At 66.0% G+C, this 18,397-nt stretch carries 19 protein-coding genes; 11 read left to right on the top strand and 8 right to left on the bottom strand.

The window, feature by feature from the left end:
* Positions 1-67 precede the first annotated feature (67 nt).
* The gene (locus tag OK17_RS03295) at positions 68-1,315 is read left to right on the top strand and encodes a cation:proton antiporter (RefSeq protein WP_232715313.1); all 1,248 of its coding nucleotides are present in this window, start codon (positions 68-70) and stop codon (positions 1,313-1,315) included.
* On the opposite strand, the gene OK17_RS03290 is transcribed toward OK17_RS03295, so the two are convergent.
* Positions 1,308-2,783 (bottom strand): flavin-containing monooxygenase, encoded by a 1,476-nt coding sequence (locus OK17_RS03290; RefSeq protein ID WP_232715312.1) that lies wholly within the window; start codon positions 2,781-2,783, stop codon positions 1,308-1,310. The genes OK17_RS03295 and OK17_RS03290 overlap by 8 nt on opposite strands.
* Before the next feature lie 127 nt (positions 2,784-2,910).
* On the opposite strand from OK17_RS03290, the gene OK17_RS03285 reads away from it, so the two are divergent.
* Positions 2,911-3,246 (top strand): hypothetical protein, encoded by a 336-nt coding sequence (locus tag OK17_RS03285; RefSeq protein ID WP_461416657.1) that lies wholly within the window; start codon positions 2,911-2,913, stop codon positions 3,244-3,246.
* 10 nt (positions 3,247-3,256) lie between these two features.
* On the opposite strand, the gene OK17_RS03280 is transcribed toward OK17_RS03285, so the two are convergent.
* Positions 3,257-5,047, bottom strand: a complete 1,791-nt coding sequence (locus tag OK17_RS03280) for a thiamine pyrophosphate-requiring protein (protein WP_232715310.1) — start codon at positions 5,045-5,047, stop codon at positions 3,257-3,259.
* A 211-nt stretch (positions 5,048-5,258) separates the two neighbouring features.
* On the opposite strand from OK17_RS03280, the gene OK17_RS03275 reads away from it, so the two are divergent.
* Positions 5,259-5,915 (top strand): hypothetical protein, encoded by a 657-nt coding sequence (locus OK17_RS03275; RefSeq protein ID WP_232715309.1) that lies wholly within the window; start codon positions 5,259-5,261, stop codon positions 5,913-5,915.
* Positions 5,916-5,979: 64 nt separating this feature from the next.
* Here OK17_RS03275 and OK17_RS03270 read toward each other — a convergent pair whose 3' ends face one another.
* A complete protein-coding gene (locus OK17_RS03270) occupies positions 5,980-6,774 on the bottom strand; it encodes a hydroxymethylpyrimidine/phosphomethylpyrimidine kinase (RefSeq protein WP_232715308.1) in 795 nt (264 codons plus the stop codon).
* A gap of 166 nt (positions 6,775-6,940) precedes the next feature.
* On the opposite strand from OK17_RS03270, the gene OK17_RS03265 reads away from it, so the two are divergent.
* The 7 genes from OK17_RS03265 (at position 6,941) to OK17_RS03235 (ending at position 13,980) form a co-directional block, all read left to right on the top strand.
* Entirely contained in the window at positions 6,941-8,089 is a 1,149-nt protein-coding gene (locus OK17_RS03265) for a zinc-dependent alcohol dehydrogenase (protein WP_232715427.1), read from the top strand.
* Positions 8,090-8,101: 12 nt separating this feature from the next.
* Complete coding sequence (locus tag OK17_RS03260; protein WP_232715307.1) at positions 8,102-8,677, top strand: hypothetical protein; 576 nt, start codon at positions 8,102-8,104, stop codon at positions 8,675-8,677.
* A 111-nt stretch (positions 8,678-8,788) separates the two neighbouring features.
* On the top strand, positions 8,789-10,045 hold the full coding sequence (locus tag OK17_RS03255; protein WP_232715306.1) for a lipase family protein: 1,257 nt from the start codon (positions 8,789-8,791) through the stop codon (positions 10,043-10,045).
* Positions 10,046-10,116: 71 nt separating this feature from the next.
* Positions 10,117-10,770 (top strand): UdgX family uracil-DNA binding protein, encoded by a 654-nt coding sequence (locus OK17_RS03250; protein WP_461416656.1) that lies wholly within the window; start codon positions 10,117-10,119, stop codon positions 10,768-10,770.
* A 178-nt stretch (positions 10,771-10,948) separates the two neighbouring features.
* The gene (locus OK17_RS03245) at positions 10,949-11,386 is read left to right on the top strand and encodes a nuclear transport factor 2 family protein (RefSeq protein WP_461416655.1); all 438 of its coding nucleotides are present in this window, start codon (positions 10,949-10,951) and stop codon (positions 11,384-11,386) included.
* A gap of 123 nt (positions 11,387-11,509) precedes the next feature.
* Positions 11,510-12,832 (top strand): NAD(P)H-binding protein, encoded by a 1,323-nt coding sequence (locus OK17_RS03240; protein ID WP_461416654.1) that lies wholly within the window; start codon positions 11,510-11,512, stop codon positions 12,830-12,832.
* A 131-nt stretch (positions 12,833-12,963) separates the two neighbouring features.
* Entirely contained in the window at positions 12,964-13,980 is a 1,017-nt protein-coding gene (locus tag OK17_RS03235) for a YihY/virulence factor BrkB family protein (RefSeq protein WP_232715302.1), read from the top strand.
* A 5-nt stretch (positions 13,981-13,985) separates the two neighbouring features.
* Here OK17_RS03235 and OK17_RS03230 read toward each other — a convergent pair whose 3' ends face one another.
* The 4 genes from OK17_RS03230 to OK17_RS03215 form a co-directional block, all read right to left on the bottom strand.
* Positions 13,986-15,500 carry an acetyl-CoA hydrolase/transferase family protein gene (locus OK17_RS03230; RefSeq protein WP_461416679.1) on the bottom strand — a complete coding sequence of 505 codons (1,515 nt, stop codon included), beginning with the start codon at positions 15,498-15,500 and terminating at the stop codon, positions 13,986-13,988.
* A 141-nt stretch (positions 15,501-15,641) separates the two neighbouring features.
* A complete protein-coding gene (locus OK17_RS03225; protein ID WP_232715301.1) occupies positions 15,642-15,962 on the bottom strand; it encodes a DMT family transporter in 321 nt (106 codons plus the stop codon).
* Between the two features lie 2 nt (positions 15,963-15,964).
* On the bottom strand, positions 15,965-16,315 hold the full coding sequence (locus tag OK17_RS03220; RefSeq protein WP_232715300.1) for a DMT family transporter: 351 nt from the start codon (positions 16,313-16,315) through the stop codon (positions 15,965-15,967).
* Between the two features lie 99 nt (positions 16,316-16,414).
* On the bottom strand, positions 16,415-16,879 hold the full coding sequence (locus OK17_RS03215) for a DoxX family protein (protein ID WP_461416653.1): 465 nt from the start codon (positions 16,877-16,879) through the stop codon (positions 16,415-16,417).
* A gap of 115 nt (positions 16,880-16,994) precedes the next feature.
* Between OK17_RS03215 and OK17_RS03210 the strand changes: the two genes are divergently transcribed.
* Positions 16,995-17,465: a MarR family winged helix-turn-helix transcriptional regulator gene (locus OK17_RS03210; protein ID WP_232715298.1), complete on the top strand. Its 471-nt coding sequence runs from the start codon at positions 16,995-16,997 to the stop codon at positions 17,463-17,465.
* Between the two features lie 3 nt (positions 17,466-17,468).
* Here OK17_RS03210 and OK17_RS03205 read toward each other — a convergent pair whose 3' ends face one another.
* A complete protein-coding gene (locus OK17_RS03205; RefSeq protein ID WP_232715297.1) occupies positions 17,469-18,320 on the bottom strand; it encodes a helix-turn-helix transcriptional regulator in 852 nt (283 codons plus the stop codon).
* Between the last annotated feature and the right edge of the window lie 77 nt (positions 18,321-18,397).

The raw sequence follows: 18,397 nt of genomic DNA, 5'->3' as shown, positions 1-18,397 counted from the left end.
GCGCCTTACCCGATCTACGCAGCCGGTCGGGATACGATCCGTCAATGCTGACACGTGGGCGAGGTCGATGACCCCCGTATTGATCGCGATCGTGGTGATCGTCGGGTGGACCCTGGTCGCGGGCCGGTTGTCGCGGCTCCAGATCTCCGGGGCCATCGTGATGGTGGTCGCCGGCATCGTGATCGGGCTGACCACCAACAACTCGATCGGCAACGCGCTCGACACCGACGCGGCCGAACCCGTCGTCGAACTGATCCTGGCTCTTCTGTTGTTCGTCGACGCGATCGAGGTGCGCGGCGGTTACTTCGCCGGTGAACGACGAACATCGCTGCGTCTGTTGGTCATTGCGATGCCGATCTCGGTCGCGCTGGCGACCCTTCTGGGTGTCGCTCTTCTTCCCTCGATGTCGGTCGGTGTCGCGCTGCTGATCGCCTGCGTGGTGATCCCGATGGATCTGACGCCCGCCTCGTCGCTGGTACGTGATCGGCGGTTCCCCACCCGGGTTCGACACCTGCTGAACATCGAGAGTGGCTACAACGACGGCATCATCGCGCCGCTCTTCATCTTCGCCCTGACACTTGCGGGCGACCACAAGCACGCCTCCTCCCCCGCCGAAGCACTCGAACAAGCGGTGCCGTCTGCATTGTGGGCTGTGTTGGCGGGCAGCGTCATCGGACTCCTCGCCGCGCGACTGACGAACTTCTCGATGCGCCGCGGGCTGGCCACCGAACAGTCCATCCGGATCAGCCTCGTCCTGATCCCGATCCTCGCCTACGGCTGTTCGGTACAACTCGGCGGCAACGGCTTCGTCGCGGCCTTCCTCTGCGGAATCGCCTACAAGGCGGCACGAGTCGATGGTCCGGGCGACGAGCAACTGCGCCTCGCCGACGACGTCAGCGCGCTCGCGGCCCTCACGATGTGGTTCGTCTTCGGTTGTGCCGCCGTGCTGGTCTTCGAACTCGGGTTCGTCTGGCAGATCGTCGTCCTGGCCCTGGCCGCGCTGACCGTCCTCCGAATCGTCCCCGTCTATCTGGCACTGATACGCACCGACATCGGCCCGCGTGACCGGCTCCTGATCGGCGTGCTCGGTCCGCGCGGGACCGCGTCGATCGTCTTCGGGCTTCTGGCGTTCAACGAACTCGACGGCATGGTCGCCAACGAGACGCTGTACGCGATGACCGTGACAGTCCTCGCGAGTGTCGTGCTACACGGCTTCGGGGTGAGTCTCGTCGCCCAGCGCTTGCACCGCCGAGAGGCGCACGGAACTCGGCGAGCCAGTGAACCGGACGGCCGCGAGCTCGACGACGCTACGTGAGCACCTCGGGCTGCCGCGCCCGGGCAAACCGTAGGTTCTCGTCGGCGACATCGCCCTTGAACAGACGGCGGTCGGCGTAGTAACTCATCGACATCACCCACGGTGCGTGCGGTCCCTGCTTCGGCAGGGTGTCGAGAGCGCGTTGGACGTAGCCGGCGCCGAAGTCGAGTAGCGGACGTGTGGCCATGTCCGGATCGGCGACCGCCCAGACCGCGTCGTGACCGTGAGAGTCCATGTAGCCGAGCAACTTACAGAAATACTGGCAGAGCAGACCGATCTTCAGTGTCCACGAGGCATTGGTGTACCCGATCGCCAGCGCGAAGTTCGGTACTCCCGACAGCATGATCCCGCGGTAGACGACGGTTTCCGGCAGCGACACCGGCTCCCCGTCGACGGTGAGGTCGATGCCGCCGATGATCTTGATGTTCAGACCTGTTGCGGTGACGATGATGTCGGCTTCGATCTCGGCACCGCTCTCCAAGAGGATCCCGGTCTCGGTGAAGGATGCGATCCGGTCGGTGACGATCGATGCCTTGCCCGCCCGGATGGTGCGGAACAGGTCGGCATCGGGTACCACGCACAGACGCTGATCCCACGGGTCGTAGGGCGGATTGAAGTGGACGTCGACCGGAAAGTCCTCCGGCAGTTGCGACTCGTTGATCTTCCGGATCATCCGCCGCGCGACCTGCGGGAACCGTTGACACAGTTCGAAGAGGATTCGTTGCTGGGCGACGTTCTTCTGGCGGGTGAGCGCGTAGCCACGCTCGTTGCCGAAGACCTTCTTGAGCGTGTTCGCCAGGGCGTCCTCGCGTGGCAGGGGGATGACATACGTCGGCGTCCGCTGCAGCATCGTCACGTGCTCGGCTTCGTCGGCCATCGCCGGCAGCAGTGTGACTGCCGTTGCGCCGCTACCGATCACGACGACGCGCTTCCCGGCGTAGTCCAGATCCTCCGGCCAGTGCTGCGGATGGACGATCTGGCCGCGGAACCGGTCCTCGCCGACGAAGTCGGGGCTGAACCCCTCGTCGTAGTCGTAATAGCCCGAACCGCAGAAGATCCATCCCGCGCTGATCTGTGTGCGCTCGCCGGTGTGAGTCAGTTCGATGTCGACCAGCCAGCGCGCGTCATCCGAGGACCAGGCGGCCGAGACGACCTTGTGGTGATATCGGATGTGGTCGGTGAGGTCGTTCTCCTCGATGGTCTCGTGCAGGTAGTCGAGAATCCGTGGGGCGTCGGCGATCGCCTGCTTGTCCGTCCACGGCTTGAACTCGTAGCCGAAGGTGTGCAGGTCCGAATCCGAGCGGATGCCGGGGTAACGGAAGAGGTCCCACGTGCCGCCGGCAGCACCACGTGCCTCGACGATCGTGAACGTCTTCGACGGTTGCTCGGTCCGCAGATAGCGGGCAGCGCCGATCCCTGAGATCCCGGCTCCGACGATCAGGACGTCGACGTGTTCTGGTGCGCTCACTGAAACTCCTGGGCTGTGCGGCGTGATACTGCATCCAGGATGCCTCAGCCGGCGGCGGGACAGCACCGAGCCCGGTCGATCCCGTCGAACCACGTTAGGAAAGCGTGTGTCCGGGTACGCCCACGACATGAGCGCAACACCTGAACTCCCGCTACCCGATTTCGACCAACTATCCGTCGGAGACATCACACACCGCATCAGGTCTCTCCAGCTCGACCAGGTCAGACAGCTGCTGGAACACGAGCGGTCCACCGCCGGCCGCGTCCAGGTGCAGGAGATCCTGGCCGCGCGGGTCGAACAACTCGAGGCCGGTGCGGAACCGTCCGCCGGCGACCCCTCCAAGGCGTCCCCGGTTCAGGGAGCCGACGCCGGGTCATCTGTCGGCCCGGACACCGCAGCGGAGGCGACCACGCCGCTGCGCCACGGTGTCGCCGAGCAGACGCCGAAGCGCGGTCAACCGTGAACCGGTCCCGCTAGCGGTGTCGGCCCGGTAGGAACTGTTCGAGGCTGTGCTTGGCGACGTTCTTCGCCACGTCCCAGGCGTCCTCGTCGCCCTTCACCAGCGCCTCACTCAGGGCTTTGGCCTGTTCGCGGGTCGAGTGCGGCGGGATGGGCGGCACGGTGGGATCGCACCGGACATCGAGCAACGCGGGACGACCGGCGGCCAGCGCCTCATCCCACGCCTCGCCGAGTCGGTCGGGGTCGTCGACGTTGATCCCGGTGAGACCTATCCCTCGGGCGAATGCGGCGTAGTCGACATCCGGAAGTGTCTGAGACGGTGGGAACTTCGGCGATCCGGACATCGCTCGCTGTTCCCAGGTCACCTGGTTGAGGTCGTTGTTGTGCAAGACGGCCACGACGAAGGTCGGGTTGTCCCACTGCTCCCAGTAGCTGGCGACGGTCACCATCTCGGCGAGCCCGTTCATCTGCATCGCGCCGTCACCCTCGAAGGCGATCGTGGGCCGGCCGGGATGCGCCCATTTGGCGCCGATGGCGTACGGAACCGCCGGACCCATCGTGGCAAGGGTCCCCGACAGCGATCCACGCATGCCGTCGCGGAAGACGATGTGCCGTGCGTACCAGTCGGCGGCGCTGCCCGAATCGGCGGTGACGATCGAGTCGCTCGGTGCACGCAGCGAGAACTCGTGGAAGATCCGCATCGGGTTCACCGGGTCGGCAGCGGTCATCGCCTGATGCTCGGCGGTCGACCACCATCGCGACACGTCGGCCTCCACCTTCTCGCGCCAGGAGCGATCGGGCTTCCTGTCCAGCATCGGGATCAGCGCGCGCAACGTGGCCCGGGCGTCACCGACGACGTTGAGTTCATTCGGGTACCGCATGCCGATCAGCTTCGCCGAGCTGTCGATCTGCACGCCCCTAGCCTGTCCGAACGGCGGAAGGAACTGCGAGTACGGAAAGTTCGACCCAACGGTGAGGAGCGTGTCGCAGTCGGTCATCATGCGGTGACTGGCCGTGGTGCCGATCAGACCGACCGATCCGGTGACCCAGGGCAACGTGTCGGGTAGGACATCTCGTCCGAGAAGGGCTTTCGCGCAGCCGGCGCCGAGGATGTCGGCGACCTCGGTCAGTTCGGGCACACAGTCACGGGCGCCCTGGCCGACGAGCATGGCGACACGCTCGCCGGCGTTGAGGATGTCCGCGGCCCGCGCTAGTGCACCTTCGTCGGGTACCGGGGTCCCTGGTTCGACACCGAAGCTCGACGGCACCTGCTTGAAGGCCTGGGCCGGCGGTTCGTACTCGAGCTCGAGGACGTCAGACGGGAAGATGATGGCGGTCGGTGCCCGTTCGGCCTGGGCGACCCGGATGGCACGGTCGAGTAGATTCGGCAGCTGTTCGGGCACCGTGCACATCTGCACGAAGTCGCTGCACACGTCCTTGAAGAGCGCGTGCATGTCGATCTCCTGCTGGTAGGCCCCACCGATCGCGGAACGCTCGGTCTGTCCGACCAGGGCGACCACCGGAACATGGTCGAGCTTCGCGTCGTACAGGCCGTTCAGCAGATGAATCCCTCCCGGGCCGCTCGTGGCCGCACACACGCCGACCTCGCCGGAGAACTTCGCGTACCCGACGGCCTGAAACGCGCTCATCTCCTCGTGGCGGGACTGCACGAACTGAGGGGCGTCGTCGGCGCGCACCCATGCCGACAACAATCCGTTGATCCCGTCCCCCGAGTATCCGAAGACCTGCCGAATCCCCCATTCGCGTAGGCGTTTCAGGATGACGTCGGCGACTGTCTCCGTCATGGTTCTCCTCTGTGTTCGACGATGCCGCTGTCGGCTCGGCGCCGAGGGCTTGCCGGTCGCATACCCGGGACGTCAGGTGCCGACACGTTCGGTCTGGCGATGACGCGCCGGTATCGAAGATCATCCACATCAGCGGATTTGGTTCGTTAGGGTCCGATGCGGGTGGGCAGTGGCCCTCCCGATCCTGAAGGTTGTGAACCGAGAGGAAGTCATGAAGCACAACAGCGTCACACGACGTCTGGTCGCAACGGCAGCGGCGGTGGCCATCGGAACGCTCGGCCTGGCGGGTTGCAGCAACGACGACGACAACGACAACACGTCCGCGGTGTCCTCGGCTGTATCCGGTGCGGTCGAGTCCGGGATGTCGAAGGCCGAGTCGGCCATCTCGTCGGCGGAGTCGGAGGCCGCCGATGACGACAAGAAGGTCGAACTGACCGCACCGGACGGCACGAAAATCACGCTCAGCGGATCGATCGCGGCCAAGTACGACTCGGCGACCGAAGCGCAGAAGGCCGATCTCGGCAAACCGCTGACCGGGCCCGATGCGGCCGGTGAAGGCGAGAACGGCGTCGTGTTCCAGCAGTTCGAGGGCGGTGTCATCACCGCGAAGAACGACGACGCGGACACCCCCGCCTACATCACGTGGGGCAAGATCCGCGACGCCTGGAACGTCCCGCGCAACGACGAGGGTGCGCCCTCCCCCGACGGCAAGGGCGGTTCACAGGGGCCGCTCGGTGTGGCCACGAGCGACGAGACCGAGAAGGACGGCGTCAAGGAGTCGACCTTCGAACACGGCAAGATCACCTGGACCGAGGCCACGGACAAGGTCGAGGTGACCGTCGACGGCAAGGTCGTCCCCACCGAGTGACCCCTCGACAGACCGAACCGCGCCCATCCGCTCCGGCGGGTGGGCGCGGATTTGCGTCGGGGCCCTACTGCTGTCCGTGCCAGACGGCGTCGAACGGGGCCGTCGAGCTGATGCGCCCGACGATCCCGCGGTGGGTGAACTCCTTGGCCGCGCGGACCGCGTCGAGGACGTCGGTGCCCTTGGTCAGTTCGGCGGTGGTCGCGGCCGCGAACACGCAGCCCGCGCCGGACACGCGCTCGTCGCCCACCTTGGGCGCGCGCAGGACGGTGATGTCGGTGCCGTCGAAGACGACGTCGACGGCTTCGTCACCGGCGAGTCCGACCCCGCCCTTGACGATGACGTACTTCGGCCCGAGATCGGCGATCCGACGAGCCGCTTCGGCGAGGTCGTCGACGCTGGTCAGTTCGTCCATGCCGGCGAGCGTTGCGGCCTCGAACAGATTCGGCGTGACCACGGTGGCCAGCGGGAGTATCTCCGCACGCAGCGCATTGTCGGTGTCGAGGGCGGCACCGGGTTCCTGCCCTTTGCAGATCAGGACGGGGTCGACGACCACGTGTCGCCAGGTCCGGGATGCCAGCGCCTCGGCGACCGTCGAGATGGTCGCGGGCGTTCCGAGCATGCCGATCTTGACGACCTCGGGCTCGTGGGCAACGGTGGCCGCCTCGATCTGGTCGGCGATGACGCCGGCGTCGACCGGAACGAATCGATGGCCCCAGCCCGCCTTCGGATCGAAGGACACGATGCAGGTGATGGTTCCGACGCCGTAGGTGCCGAGCTGAGCAAAAGTACGCAGGTCGGCCTGGATTCCCGCACCACCGGTCGCCTCGGAGCCGGCGATCACATACGACACCACTGACATTGCTCGATCCTTTCGTGGTTCGCAGATGAACCGGGTCCTTTTGTACACCCCCAGCACTACTCCACTCGCACTGGAGTCGGTCGTCGCGGCCTCCCGACCGCGACGTTTGCCCGGAAAGCAGCCGGGTACCCGGCACCACATGACAGCGTCGACGAGCACCGACACGATGCGGGCCATGGTCTACCGAGGCCCGTACAAGGTTCGTGTCGAACAGAAACCCATGCCCCGCATCGAGCATCCCAACGACGCGATCGTCCGGGTCACCCACGCCGCGATCTGCGGCTCCGACCTGCACCTCTATCACGGGATGATGCCCGACACCCGGCCCGGCATGACGTTCGGTCACGAGTTCATCGGCGTGGTCGAGTCGGTCGGCGGGTCCGTGCAGAACCTGAAGGTCGGCGACCGTGTCATGGTGCCGTTCAACGTCTACTGCGGCACCTGCTACTTCTGCGCCCGCGGCCTGTACTCCAACTGTCACAACGTGAATCCGAACGCGACGGCGGTGGGCGGGATCTACGGCTACTCGCACACCTGTGGCGGATACGACGGCGGGCAGGCCGAATTCGTGCGGGTGCCCTTCGCCGACGTCGGGCCCAGTGTCATCCCCGACTGGATGGACCCCGAGGACGCACTCCTGCTCACCGATGCGCTGTCGACCGGTTATTTCGGGGCACAGCTCGCCGACATCCGTCAGGGCGAGACCGTCATCGTGTTCGGGGCAGGTCCGGTGGGGCTGTACGCGGCCCGGTCGGCGTGGTTCATGGGTGCCGGGCGCGTCATCGTCATCGATCACCTGCAATACCGGCTCGACAAGGCCGAGTCCTTCGCCTATGCCGAGACCTACAACTTCGCCGACTGTGACGACATCATCGTCCACCTGAAGAACATCACCGACAACATCGGCGCCGACCGCGTGATCGACGCCGTCGGAGCTGAAGCGGACGGTAACTTCCTCCAACACGTCACCGCAGCCAAGCTCAAGTTGCAGGGCGGATCGCCGGTCGCCCTGAACTGGGCCATCGACTCGGTCCGCAAAGGCGGCACGGTCTCGGTGATGGGTGCCTACGGCCCCATCTTCAGCGCGGTCAAGTTCGGCGACGCCATGAACAAGGGCCTGACGATCAACATGAACCAGTGCCCGGTCAAACGCCAGTGGCCCCGGTTGTTCGAACACATCCGCAATGGCTATTTCAAACCGAATGACTTGGTCACGCATCGCATTCCGCTCGAGCACATCGCCGACGGGTATCACATCTTCTCGTCGAAGCTCGACGGCTGCATCAAGCCCATCATCGTCGCCGACGCCGGCTGAGGAGACAACAGCATGCCCGCCTATCCCGCTGACCGACCCAACGATCCGGACACCACCGATCTCGTCGACCGCATACCCGGCTGGGGCGTCGACGCCGACCCGGCCAACCGGCCTGCCGTGCCGAAGGAACTGCCCGTCGGACCGGCTCCCGGCGTGCACTGGGACGTCCCGGAAGATCAGCCCAACCGCGAATCCAGGGAACGATCCAACGAACATGCCTTCCTCACACCGGTTTTCGGAACGTCCACACCGCCGAGTGGGCTCTCCGGTGTGATCCGACGATCCGCCTACCGATTCAGCGAGGGCCGGGCCGCGCACTGGCTGATCCTCATCGGAGCCGATCGCGTCGCCGCGGCCGAGGCCCATGTGCGGTCGATCGCCGAGGGGCGGCCCGACAACCCCCTCACCGAAACGGGCATCGGGACCGAACTCAGTCACCACGGCTGGTCGTCGCGGGCCGGGCGCAAGCGGGTGGACAACAACCACGCGTGGCTCGATCCGATCCTCGTCGGCGGGCCGTGGGTCGCGGCCGCTGCCGCCGCCGGGTTGGCGTCGCGCGCCGTTCTCCGGCGTTCACGGGGACACTGACCCGAAGCGCGACCAAGGCCGTCGTCGCAGGCATGCGATTTTCCCGGATCCGCTGACAAACGGGCCGACGCCATGACTAATGGACACATGTCCAACGGGGGTCGGGGAAGAATGCAGTTCAGTGGCGATCGCGTGCGACGAGGCCGACGCCGCTGGTGTGCCGTCGTCGTGGCGTGTGCGGTGGCTGCCACCGGCTCGCTGGTCGGTGTCGGGTCGGCCACGGCGGACCCCTACGCCACCTTCTACAACCCGCCGTCGACCTTTGACCCGCAGCCCGGGTCGCTGATCAGGTCGGCGCCTTCCTACGCCGCGGTCATCCCGTTCACCGGCGCGAACATCGACGCCCGGACCACGACGGTCATGTATACGAGCACCGGCGCGAGGAACCGTCCGACGGCCGTGACCGGAAGTGTCCTCGTCCCCCGTAAGCCCTGGACCGGACGTGGTGAGCGTCCGGTCGTCGTGGTCGGTTCGGGGACCATCGGTGCCGGCGACCAGTGCGCACCGTCCCGTCTGTTGCGGTACGGACAGGCGTACGAGGAGCTCGCGATCGGAGCATTGCTCGCCAACAACTATGCGGTGGCGCTGACCGACTACGAAGGACTCGGTACGCCAGGCGATCACCCCTACCTGAACCGCAGGTCGCTCGGGACATCGATGCTCGACATGGCCCGTGTGGCGCGCAACCCGAAGTTCGGTGTGAGCGCGAAAGCCCCGGTCGCGCTGTGGGGTTACTCCGAGGGTGGTTTCGCGGCCGGGTCCGCTGCCGAACTGGCCGGCACATATGCCCCGGAGCTCCCGATCTTCGCGGCCTTCGCCGGTGCTCCCGCACCGGATCTCGCGGACCTGGCGCGACTGGGAGACGGGAGCCTCCTCGGAGGTGGCGTCGGCTGGGTTGTCAACGGTTTCATCGCCGCGTACCCGCAGCATCGCGAGAAGTTCCTCGCCGCGTTCAACCCGCTCGGTCGGAGTGTTCTGCGAGATGTCAACTCGTACTGCGTGTTCGACGTGCTGAGGATGCTCCCGTTCGTACCCACGACCTTCTACACCAATGATGGCCGTCCGATCGCGGCGCATCTGCGCAAGGAGCCGTGGCTGACCGCGGTGAACGACCAGCGACTCGGCGGAGTGGCCCCACGGATGCCGGCCCTGGTGAGCCAGAATCGTGGCGACGACGTGGTCGATCCACGCGGAACCGATCGCATGGTGCAGTCCTGGCGCGCCAAGGGCGCCGATGTCACCGTCGAGACGATGCATCTGCCCGTCATCCTGCCGGGTACGTTCCTCGGTCACGGAGTCGGCCTGACCTCCGAACTGCAGGCTCTGAGGTGGTTGAACGGCAAGGCTGCGACCCTGCCGAAGAACTGAGACACAGGGTGTGGCGACCTGGGCGTCCGGGTATGACGGACGCGGGTCGACAGTCGCCGGGAAGGAGCGCCATGGCATTCCCCGGTGCAGAGCAGTTCCTGCCGGATTCGCGTGATCTCGACGATCTGATGGCGGCTGCGAGCACGTGCCGCGGCTGCGACCTCTACAAGGCGGCCGACCAGACGGTCTTCGGCGCCGGCTCGCCGGGTTCGACGATCATGTTCGTCGGCGAACAACCCGGCGACCAGGAGGATCGAGCGGGTGAGCCGTTCGTCGGACCGGCAGGACGCGTATTCGACCGTGCTCTCGACGCCGCCGGCATCGACCGCGAACTCACCTACGTCACCAACGCGGTGAAACACTTCAAGTTCACCCGGGCGGCCGGTCAGAAGCGTCGGATCCACGACAAACCCTCGCGCACCGAGGTGGTGGCCTGCCGCCCGTGGTTGCTGGCCGAACTCGACGCCGTCGCACCCCGCATCGTGGTCTGCCTCGGAGCCACCGCGGCACAGGCGTTGCTGGGCAGCAAGTTTCGGCTCACTCGACACCGCGGAGAGGTGTTCAACCTGGCCGACGACGGCGACGTCGGACCCGAACGAACCGAAGACGTGATCGCAACCGTCCACCCGTCGTCGATCCTGCGCGGGCCGTCGGACAAGCGAGACCAGGCGTTCGACGATTTCGTCGACGACCTCCGCGTGGTGAGCAACCTCCTGGCCTCCTGAGCGGTGCCGTCAGTCGGAATTGCTGAGCCGCACATGCTGCGGTTCTCGAGTGTCTATAGTCAGCGAGGAGCCGGTCGACCTCAATCTAAAGGGCCACTGCGCCAACGTGAATCGTCGTGCTCCCCCACCTGTGGGTCATCCACCGAGGCGTCGCGCAGCGCGACCAGAACGGAGAGTAGTGAACACCCAGGAGATCGCGGATCGGTTCGAGATAGCCGACACGCTCCACCGGTACGCCCGTGCAGTCGACACCAAGGACTGGGATCTCTGGCGGTCGGTGTTCACCGCGGACGCCACCGTCGACTACACCTCGGCTCCGGCCGGGCGAGCCGGGAGTCGGGACGAGATCGCCGCGTGGCTCGAGGAGAACTTCGCGTTCGTCTCGGTCAGTCAGCATTTCATCACCAACATCGAGTACTCCTTCGACGGCGACCGTGCACAGGTTCGGGCGATGTTCTACAACCCCATGCAGTTCGTGGGGATGACCGAGCTCAGTACCTGCGGCGGCAACTATCACCACTCGATGGTCCGCACCGAGACGGGGTGGCGGAGCGAACGCCTGTACGAAGAGAGCCTCTGGTTCGTGAACTCGCCCCTCGAGCAGGGCAACACCTGAGACGGCGCGTTACCGACCCGTGGCCGCTGGGAACGATCCGGCACCGACTCCCACCGGCCAGGCCATGTGCGACGTTTCCGCTCCTAGCCTGAGGGGTACCGCCCGAAAGTACAGAGGAGTCATGTGAACGAAGCGCGAACCTGTCTGGTCACCGGAGCCACCGGCTATGTGGGAGGCCGTCTGGCACCCCGGCTGCTCGAACGTGGGCACCGTGTCCGTGCACTGGCGCGGACACCGTCGAAGCTGCCCGACGCACCGTGGACGGCAGACTCGCGTGCCGAGGTCGTCAAAGGTGATCTGTCAGAACGGGACTCGCTGATCTCTGCTTTTCGCGGCGTCGACGTCGTCTACCACCTCGTGCATTCGATGAGCAACGACGCCGACTTCGCGGCCGAGGAACGACGCTCCGCGGAGAACGTGGTGGCGGCTGCCCAGGCTTGCGGGGTATCGCGGATCGTCTATCTCGGCGGCCTCCATCCCGAGGGCACCGAACTGTCCGAACACCTGGCATCGCGAGCCGAGGTCGGCGACATCCTCATCGACTCGTCGATCGAGACCGTCGCACTGCAGGCCGGAACGCTCATCGGGTCCGGATCTGCATCATTCGAACTCATCCGCCACCTCACCGAGCGCCTCCCCGCGATGACGACGCCGCGTTGGGTGAGCAACAAGATCCAGCCCATCGCCGTCTCCGACGCGTTGCACTACCTCGTCGAAGCCGCCACGGCGGACGTGCCGGAATCGCGGACCTGGGACATCGGCGGACCGGACGTCCTCGAGTACGGCGACATGATGCAGGTCTACGCACGAGTCGCCGGTCTCCGCCCGCGCGCCATGGTCGTCCTCCCGTTTCTCACTCCGTCGGTGGCAAGCCGCTGGGTCCGCCTGGTGACCCCGATCCGGGGCAAGATCGCGCGACCGCTGATCGAGTCGTTGGAATGCGACGCCGTCTGCCGGAACCGTGACATCGACTCGGTCATCCCCCGCCCGCCGGGCGGCCTGACGCCCTACAGCCGGGCGGTGGCCGAGACGCTGAGCCGTGCCGAACGTGGCTCGGCAACCGCGACGTGGGCGAACGCGACCGCGGACACCCCCGCAGCCGAACCCATCCCGACCGACCCGGACTGGGCCGGAGAGGAAGTGTTCGAGACGACGTCCACGACCGTCGAGGACGGTACGCCCGACGCCGTCTGGGACTCCCTCGAACGGCGTGGACGTGTGATCGCGGAGAAGCACCCGGAGTTCCTCCGCGTCCAGGTGTGCGACGACTCGCGCGGCAACGGGTTCGTCGAGTACGCGCTTCGCGACCTCGGTGGCGATCCTGCGCGCACCGAGGTCACCACCACGAGCCGCTTCTTCCCCCGCGGGATCGTCGGACTCGCGTACTGGCGGCTCGGGTGGCCGTTGCGCACGCTCGGCGTGCCGGCCGCGAACCCGTTTCACTGAGGCACAGATCGAGTTCAGTGCGGCACGGACCGGGCTACGACTGATCGGCCGTCGGCCGGGATACAGTCAGCACACCCGCCGCCCGGGCGGTGCCGGGAGGACCGGCTGGACGACGAACAGAGGGTGAGCGGGTGTCGCTGTCGGAACGGATCGACGACTTCCAGCGACGACACCCGGCGACCGGATTCCCGCTCGCGGTGATCTACAAGTTCGTCGACGATCAGGGCGCCTATCTGGCCGCCCTGTGCACCTACTACGCGTTCATCTCGCTGTTCCCGCTGTTGCTGTTGTTCTCGACGATCCTGGGCATCGTGCTCGCCGACAATCCGGCGCTGCAGGAGCGCATCCTCGACTCGGCGATGAGTCAGATCCCGGTCATCGGGAGCCAACTCGGTGAGCCCGAGAAGCTCAGCGGAGGAATCCCGGCACTCATCATCAGTGTGCTCGTCTCGCTGTACGGCGGCCTTGGCGTCGCCGTCGCCGCTCAGAACGCGATGAACACCATCTGGGCCGTGCCCCGCAACGAACGACCGGATCCGATCTTCGTGCGCCTGCGGGGCCTGGTGTTGCTGTCCACGGTCGGCCTCGCCGTCATCGGACTGACCGTCGTCAACGGCATCGCCGCGAGCTTCGAGCTGGGCGTCGCCGGACGGTGGTTCGCGATCCTCGGGTCCGTGGTGCTGAGCACATGCGTGTTCATCGTGGCGTTCCGGTTCGGCACCGCACGTGACCTGTCCGTCCGTGACGTGCTCCCCGGTGCTCTCGCGGCCGGAATCTGCTGGCAGATCATCCAGACGTTCGGCGCGGTGTACGTCGAACGCGTCATCGCCAATGCGAGCTCGACGAACGGTGTCTTCGCGATCGTTCTCGGCCTGCTCGCGTTCCTCTACGTGACCACGATCGTGCTGGTCTTCTGCCTCGAGGCGAACGCAGTACGCGTGGACCACCTGTATCCGCGGTCGCTGCTGACGCCGTTCACCGACAACGTCATCCTCACCAAGGGGGACGAAGCCGCGTATGCGGCACAGGTGCGGGCGCAGCGGAACAAGGGGTTCCAGGAGATCGACGTGACCTTCGACAACCCTCGTGAGGACCGGACGAACGGCGAGAGCACCTCGGACGGTCAGCGCGACGACGAGCCGCGCTAGACCACTCAGCGCATCGAGCCGGTGTCCATGAACCGCTGGTGGAAGCTGAACGCCTCACCGAGGATGTGCGGGGTCTGGCCGGCCGAGGGCATCGCGTCGGCGCGGATGAAGTAGTCGTTCAACATCGGCCGGAACTCCGGGTGCGCACACTTCTCGATGATCTCCCGGGCACGGCGCCGGGGTGACATGCCACGCAGGTCCGCGAGTCCCTGCTCGGTGACGATCACCTGGCAGTCGTGTTCGGTGTGGTCGACATGGGGCGTCATCGGGACGATCGACGAGATCGCACCGCCCTTCGCGGTGGACGGGCTCATGAACAACGACACGTAGCCGTTGCGCGCGAAGTCGCCCGAGCCGCCGATGCCGTTCATGATCTTGGTGCCCATCACGTGCGTGGAGTTCACGTTGCCGTAGATGTCGGCCTCGAGCATGCCGTTCATCGCGATCACACCGAGACGCCGGACGACCTCGGGATGGTTGCTGATCTCCTGCGGACGCAGAGTGATGTGGTTCCGGTAGAAGTCGACGTTGGCTGTCAACTCCTCGATACCGGACTCGCTGAGCGCCAGCGCGGTCGACGATGCGTGCGCGACGGTCCCGTCCTTGATCAGCCGCAGCATGCTGTCCTGGATGACCTCCGAGTAGCAGGTCAGACCCTTGTAGGGGCCGCGGTCCAGACCGCCGAGAACGGCGTTGGCGACGTTGCCGATGCCCGCCTGCAGTGGAAGCAGCGTGTCGGCGGGCAGCCGGCCGTTGCGGACCTCGTAGTCGAAGAACTCCAGGACGTGGCCGGCGATGGCCTCGCTGATCGCGTCGGGCGGTGTCACCGGGCTGGCACTGTCACGGCAGTTGGTCTCCACCACTGCCACGACCTTGGCCGGGTCGACCCGGAACGTCGGCTGCCCGATCCGGTCCTGTACGCGGGTCAGCGGGATCGGCTTGCGGTCCGGCGGCAGCGCGGTGCCGTAGTAGACGTCGTGCATGCCCTCGACGGCCTCGGGGATCCACGAGTTGACCTCGAGGATCACCTTCTTGGCGACGTCGAGCCAGGTCTTGTTGTTGCCGATGGATGCGGCCGGAATCAGCTCCCCCGATTCGGTGATTCCGGAAATCTCGACGACGGCGACGTCGACCTGGCCGTAGTAGCCCACCCAGACCTGCTGCGCCACGTGGGACAGGTGGATGTCGACGTAGTCCATCCGACCGTCGTTGATGCGCTTACGGGCGGTGCTCTCCGACTGGTACGGCATGCGCAGTGCGATGCCGTCGACCTCGGTGAGGAGACGCTCGGTCTCGGTGGAGACCGAAGCGCCCGTCAGCAGGTTGATCGTGAAATTCGAGCCGGTCGCCCGGGCTCCTCTGATCTTCTCGGCGAGCGCCGGGATCATGACTTTCGGTGTTCCGGCACTGGCAAAACCGCTGATCGCCACGGTGTCGTCGGGCTGGATGTACTTCACGGCGTCGTCGGCGGACATCACCTTCGATGCGAACGCGGTGTTGCGAATACGTCCCGATGGCACGGAACTACCTACTGTGGGGGTCACGCTCCTCAGGATAAGCACAGGCGCAAATGAGCAAAATCACGGATTACCGAGACATGTCGATTCAGACATGGTATAGAGCGACGGGTGAGCTGGTCGATCGACCGACTCCGGGGAGTCTCAGTGCACCGCTCCCAGCTCGACCAACAGCACCCCCACGACGATCACGGCGATGCCGGCCAGCATCCTCGGGGTGAGCCGTTCCCGGAACAGGAAGTGAGCCGCTACGGCCGTCGCTGCGACGCCGGTCGCTGCCCAGATCCCGTAGGCGACGCCGAGGGGAACGCCCTGCCGGAGCGCCACCGTCAGCGCGGCGAATGCGGCGAGGTAGCCGGTCACGACGATCCCGTAGAACCGCGGCCGCCCGTTGGTGGCCACGCGGAGTGCCAAGGTCGCGCTGACCTCCGCGACGATCGCGAGGATGACGAAGACGTATCCCACGCTCAGGCCTCGTCGATCAGTGTCGCGACAGGTGCGTGGGACGAGGATCCGGACTCGACCAGCACGACGCCGATCATGATGCACACGATTCCCACCGCCATGACGGGACTGAACGCCTCGTCGAAGATCAGCGAGGCGAGTACGGCTGTCAGGGCGACGCCGGTCGCCGACCACACGCCGTAGGCGACGCCGATCCCCATCCCCCGCTTGAGAACTGCTGCCAGCAACAGGAATGCCGTCGCATAACCGACGACCACGACCAGGTAGAGGGCAGGGAGCGATTCGGAACCCTTGAGGGACAACGTCGCGGCGACCTCGGACGCTATCGCGCCGAGAAGGAGGATCCAGGGCAATGGGGGTCCTTCGGTGAGGTGGGCACTGCGCGTGAATCTACTCCGGTACAGAACGGACCCGCAGCAGTGCTGCGGGTCCGAATCCGGTTGCGTATCCGGTCAGTTGGCGGCACCGACGGGAGCTGCCGGACGGTTTCCGTCCACGGCGAGCCAGGGCAGCCTGGTGCCGAGGATCGCATCGACGCTGAACCGGCCTGCGCCCACGACGGCGAGGAGGAGTGCGCCGGCGCCGAGGGTCAGCACGAACTCGTAGCCGCCGTCCGATGCCCAGAGGCCGTTGTCGATGTGGGTGATGAACAGCGCGCCCAGCATGTCGATGACGAAGAGGATGGCGACGATCGGGGTGAGCGCGCCGACGATCAGGGCGATGCCGCCGAGGATCTCGAGCCAGGTGACCAGGAACGCGGAGACCGCAGGCAGCGGAACGTCCATCATCTCGAATCCGGCCTTCGGTCCGGCCCAGCCGTTCTGCTGGAACTTCTGTAGGCCGTGGGCCAGGAACACGACGCCGATGGCGATGCGTGCGAGGAGGATTCCCACGCTGCGGACGATGGGATTGGACATGGAAACCGCCTTGGATTCGATAGGGATGACTTGACGTGTCAATTGACGAACCTAGGTGGGATGAGTTGAAGAGTCAAGTGACGCTTCAAGTGAATTGATCCGATAGACTGCCCGGGTGTCCCAAGAGCAGGAGCCCGAGTGGCTCGACGACGAGGAGATGGACGCCTGGATTCAGGTGGCCACGGCGCTGGCCAGGCTCCCCCACGCTCTCGACGCCCAACTGCTCCGTGACGCTCAGCTGACCCACTTCGAATACGAGGTCCTCGCAGCGCTTTCCGAGGCGCCCGAGCACACCTTGCGGATGAGTGAGCTCGCCGAGATGTCGTACGGTTCCCTCTCGCGACTCTCCCATGTGGTGAGCCGGCTGGAGAAGCGGGAATGGGTTCGCCGCTACCAGTGCCCGGAGGACGGACGCTTCACCAATGCCGTGCTGACCGAGGCGGGATGGGAGAAGGTGGTGGCCACTGCGCCGGGTTATGTCGCCAACGTGCGTCGGCTCGTCGTCGACCGCCTGACCCGTACCCAACTACGTCAGGTGTCGTCGATCGGGCGGCGGATCAACAACGTCGAGCCCGACTCGCGCTGAGCGTCATTCACGACTCGGGTTCATCTGCTGCGTGCCCAGAACGTTGAGCAGCTCGATCTTGGCCGCCGCATCGGTTCGCGGGGCCGCGGTGAGGACGAGCAGGACCTGGGTCTGGTCTTCGGTGAACAGTGCCTGACAGTCGACCTCGATGGGCCCCAGCTCGGGATGGATGAGGGTCTTGTGGTCCTCGAACCGTCGGCTGACCAGGTGGGTTTCCCACAGGGCGGCGAATTCCTCACTCTGACGACACAATTCACGAACCATCTCACCGGCACGGGATCGTGCGCCCATGACGCCGTATGCGGCTCGTAGTGACGCCACCTGGGCGCGGCTCTGGCGATCGTGGTCGTCTTCCGGATAGCGGCGCCGCTCCTCGTCGGGGCGGGTGAACCACCGGTAGATGGCACTGCGTTCGAATCCGGTCTGATGCCTGACGTCGCCGAACAATGCTCGCGCGGAATCGTTCTGGACCAGCGTCTCCCCCAGTGCGGACAGGATGAGCGCGGGGGTACCGGTGAGCCGGTCCAGAACGCGCAGGAGACCGGGTGCGATGTAGTCGGAGCCGACGACGCGATCGGGAGCACTGTGCCCGGCGACGCGGTACATGTAGTCGCGTTCATCCGGCGTCAGCCGCAGGGCGCGTGCCAGCGCCGATAGCATCTGCGTACTCGGTTGCGGTCCGCGCTTCTGTTCGAGTCGGGTGTAGTAGTCGGTGGACATCGTCGCGAGCTGTGCAACCTCTTCCCGTCGCAGACCGGCGGTCCGGCGACGCGCGCCGGTCACCAGTCCGACATCCGACGGCTGGAGACTGTTGCGCCGGCTGACGAGGAAGCCGGCGAGCTCATCACGATCCATCTGTGCAGTATCGCGCGCACGCCGACGCTCAGCCAGGGATCGCCGATCCCCCGATGACCGCTCTCTGGATGTCTCGC

This window comes from Gordonia sp. GN26 (genome assembly GCF_054823965.1).
This window is presented reverse-complemented; position numbering and strand designations above follow the sequence as displayed.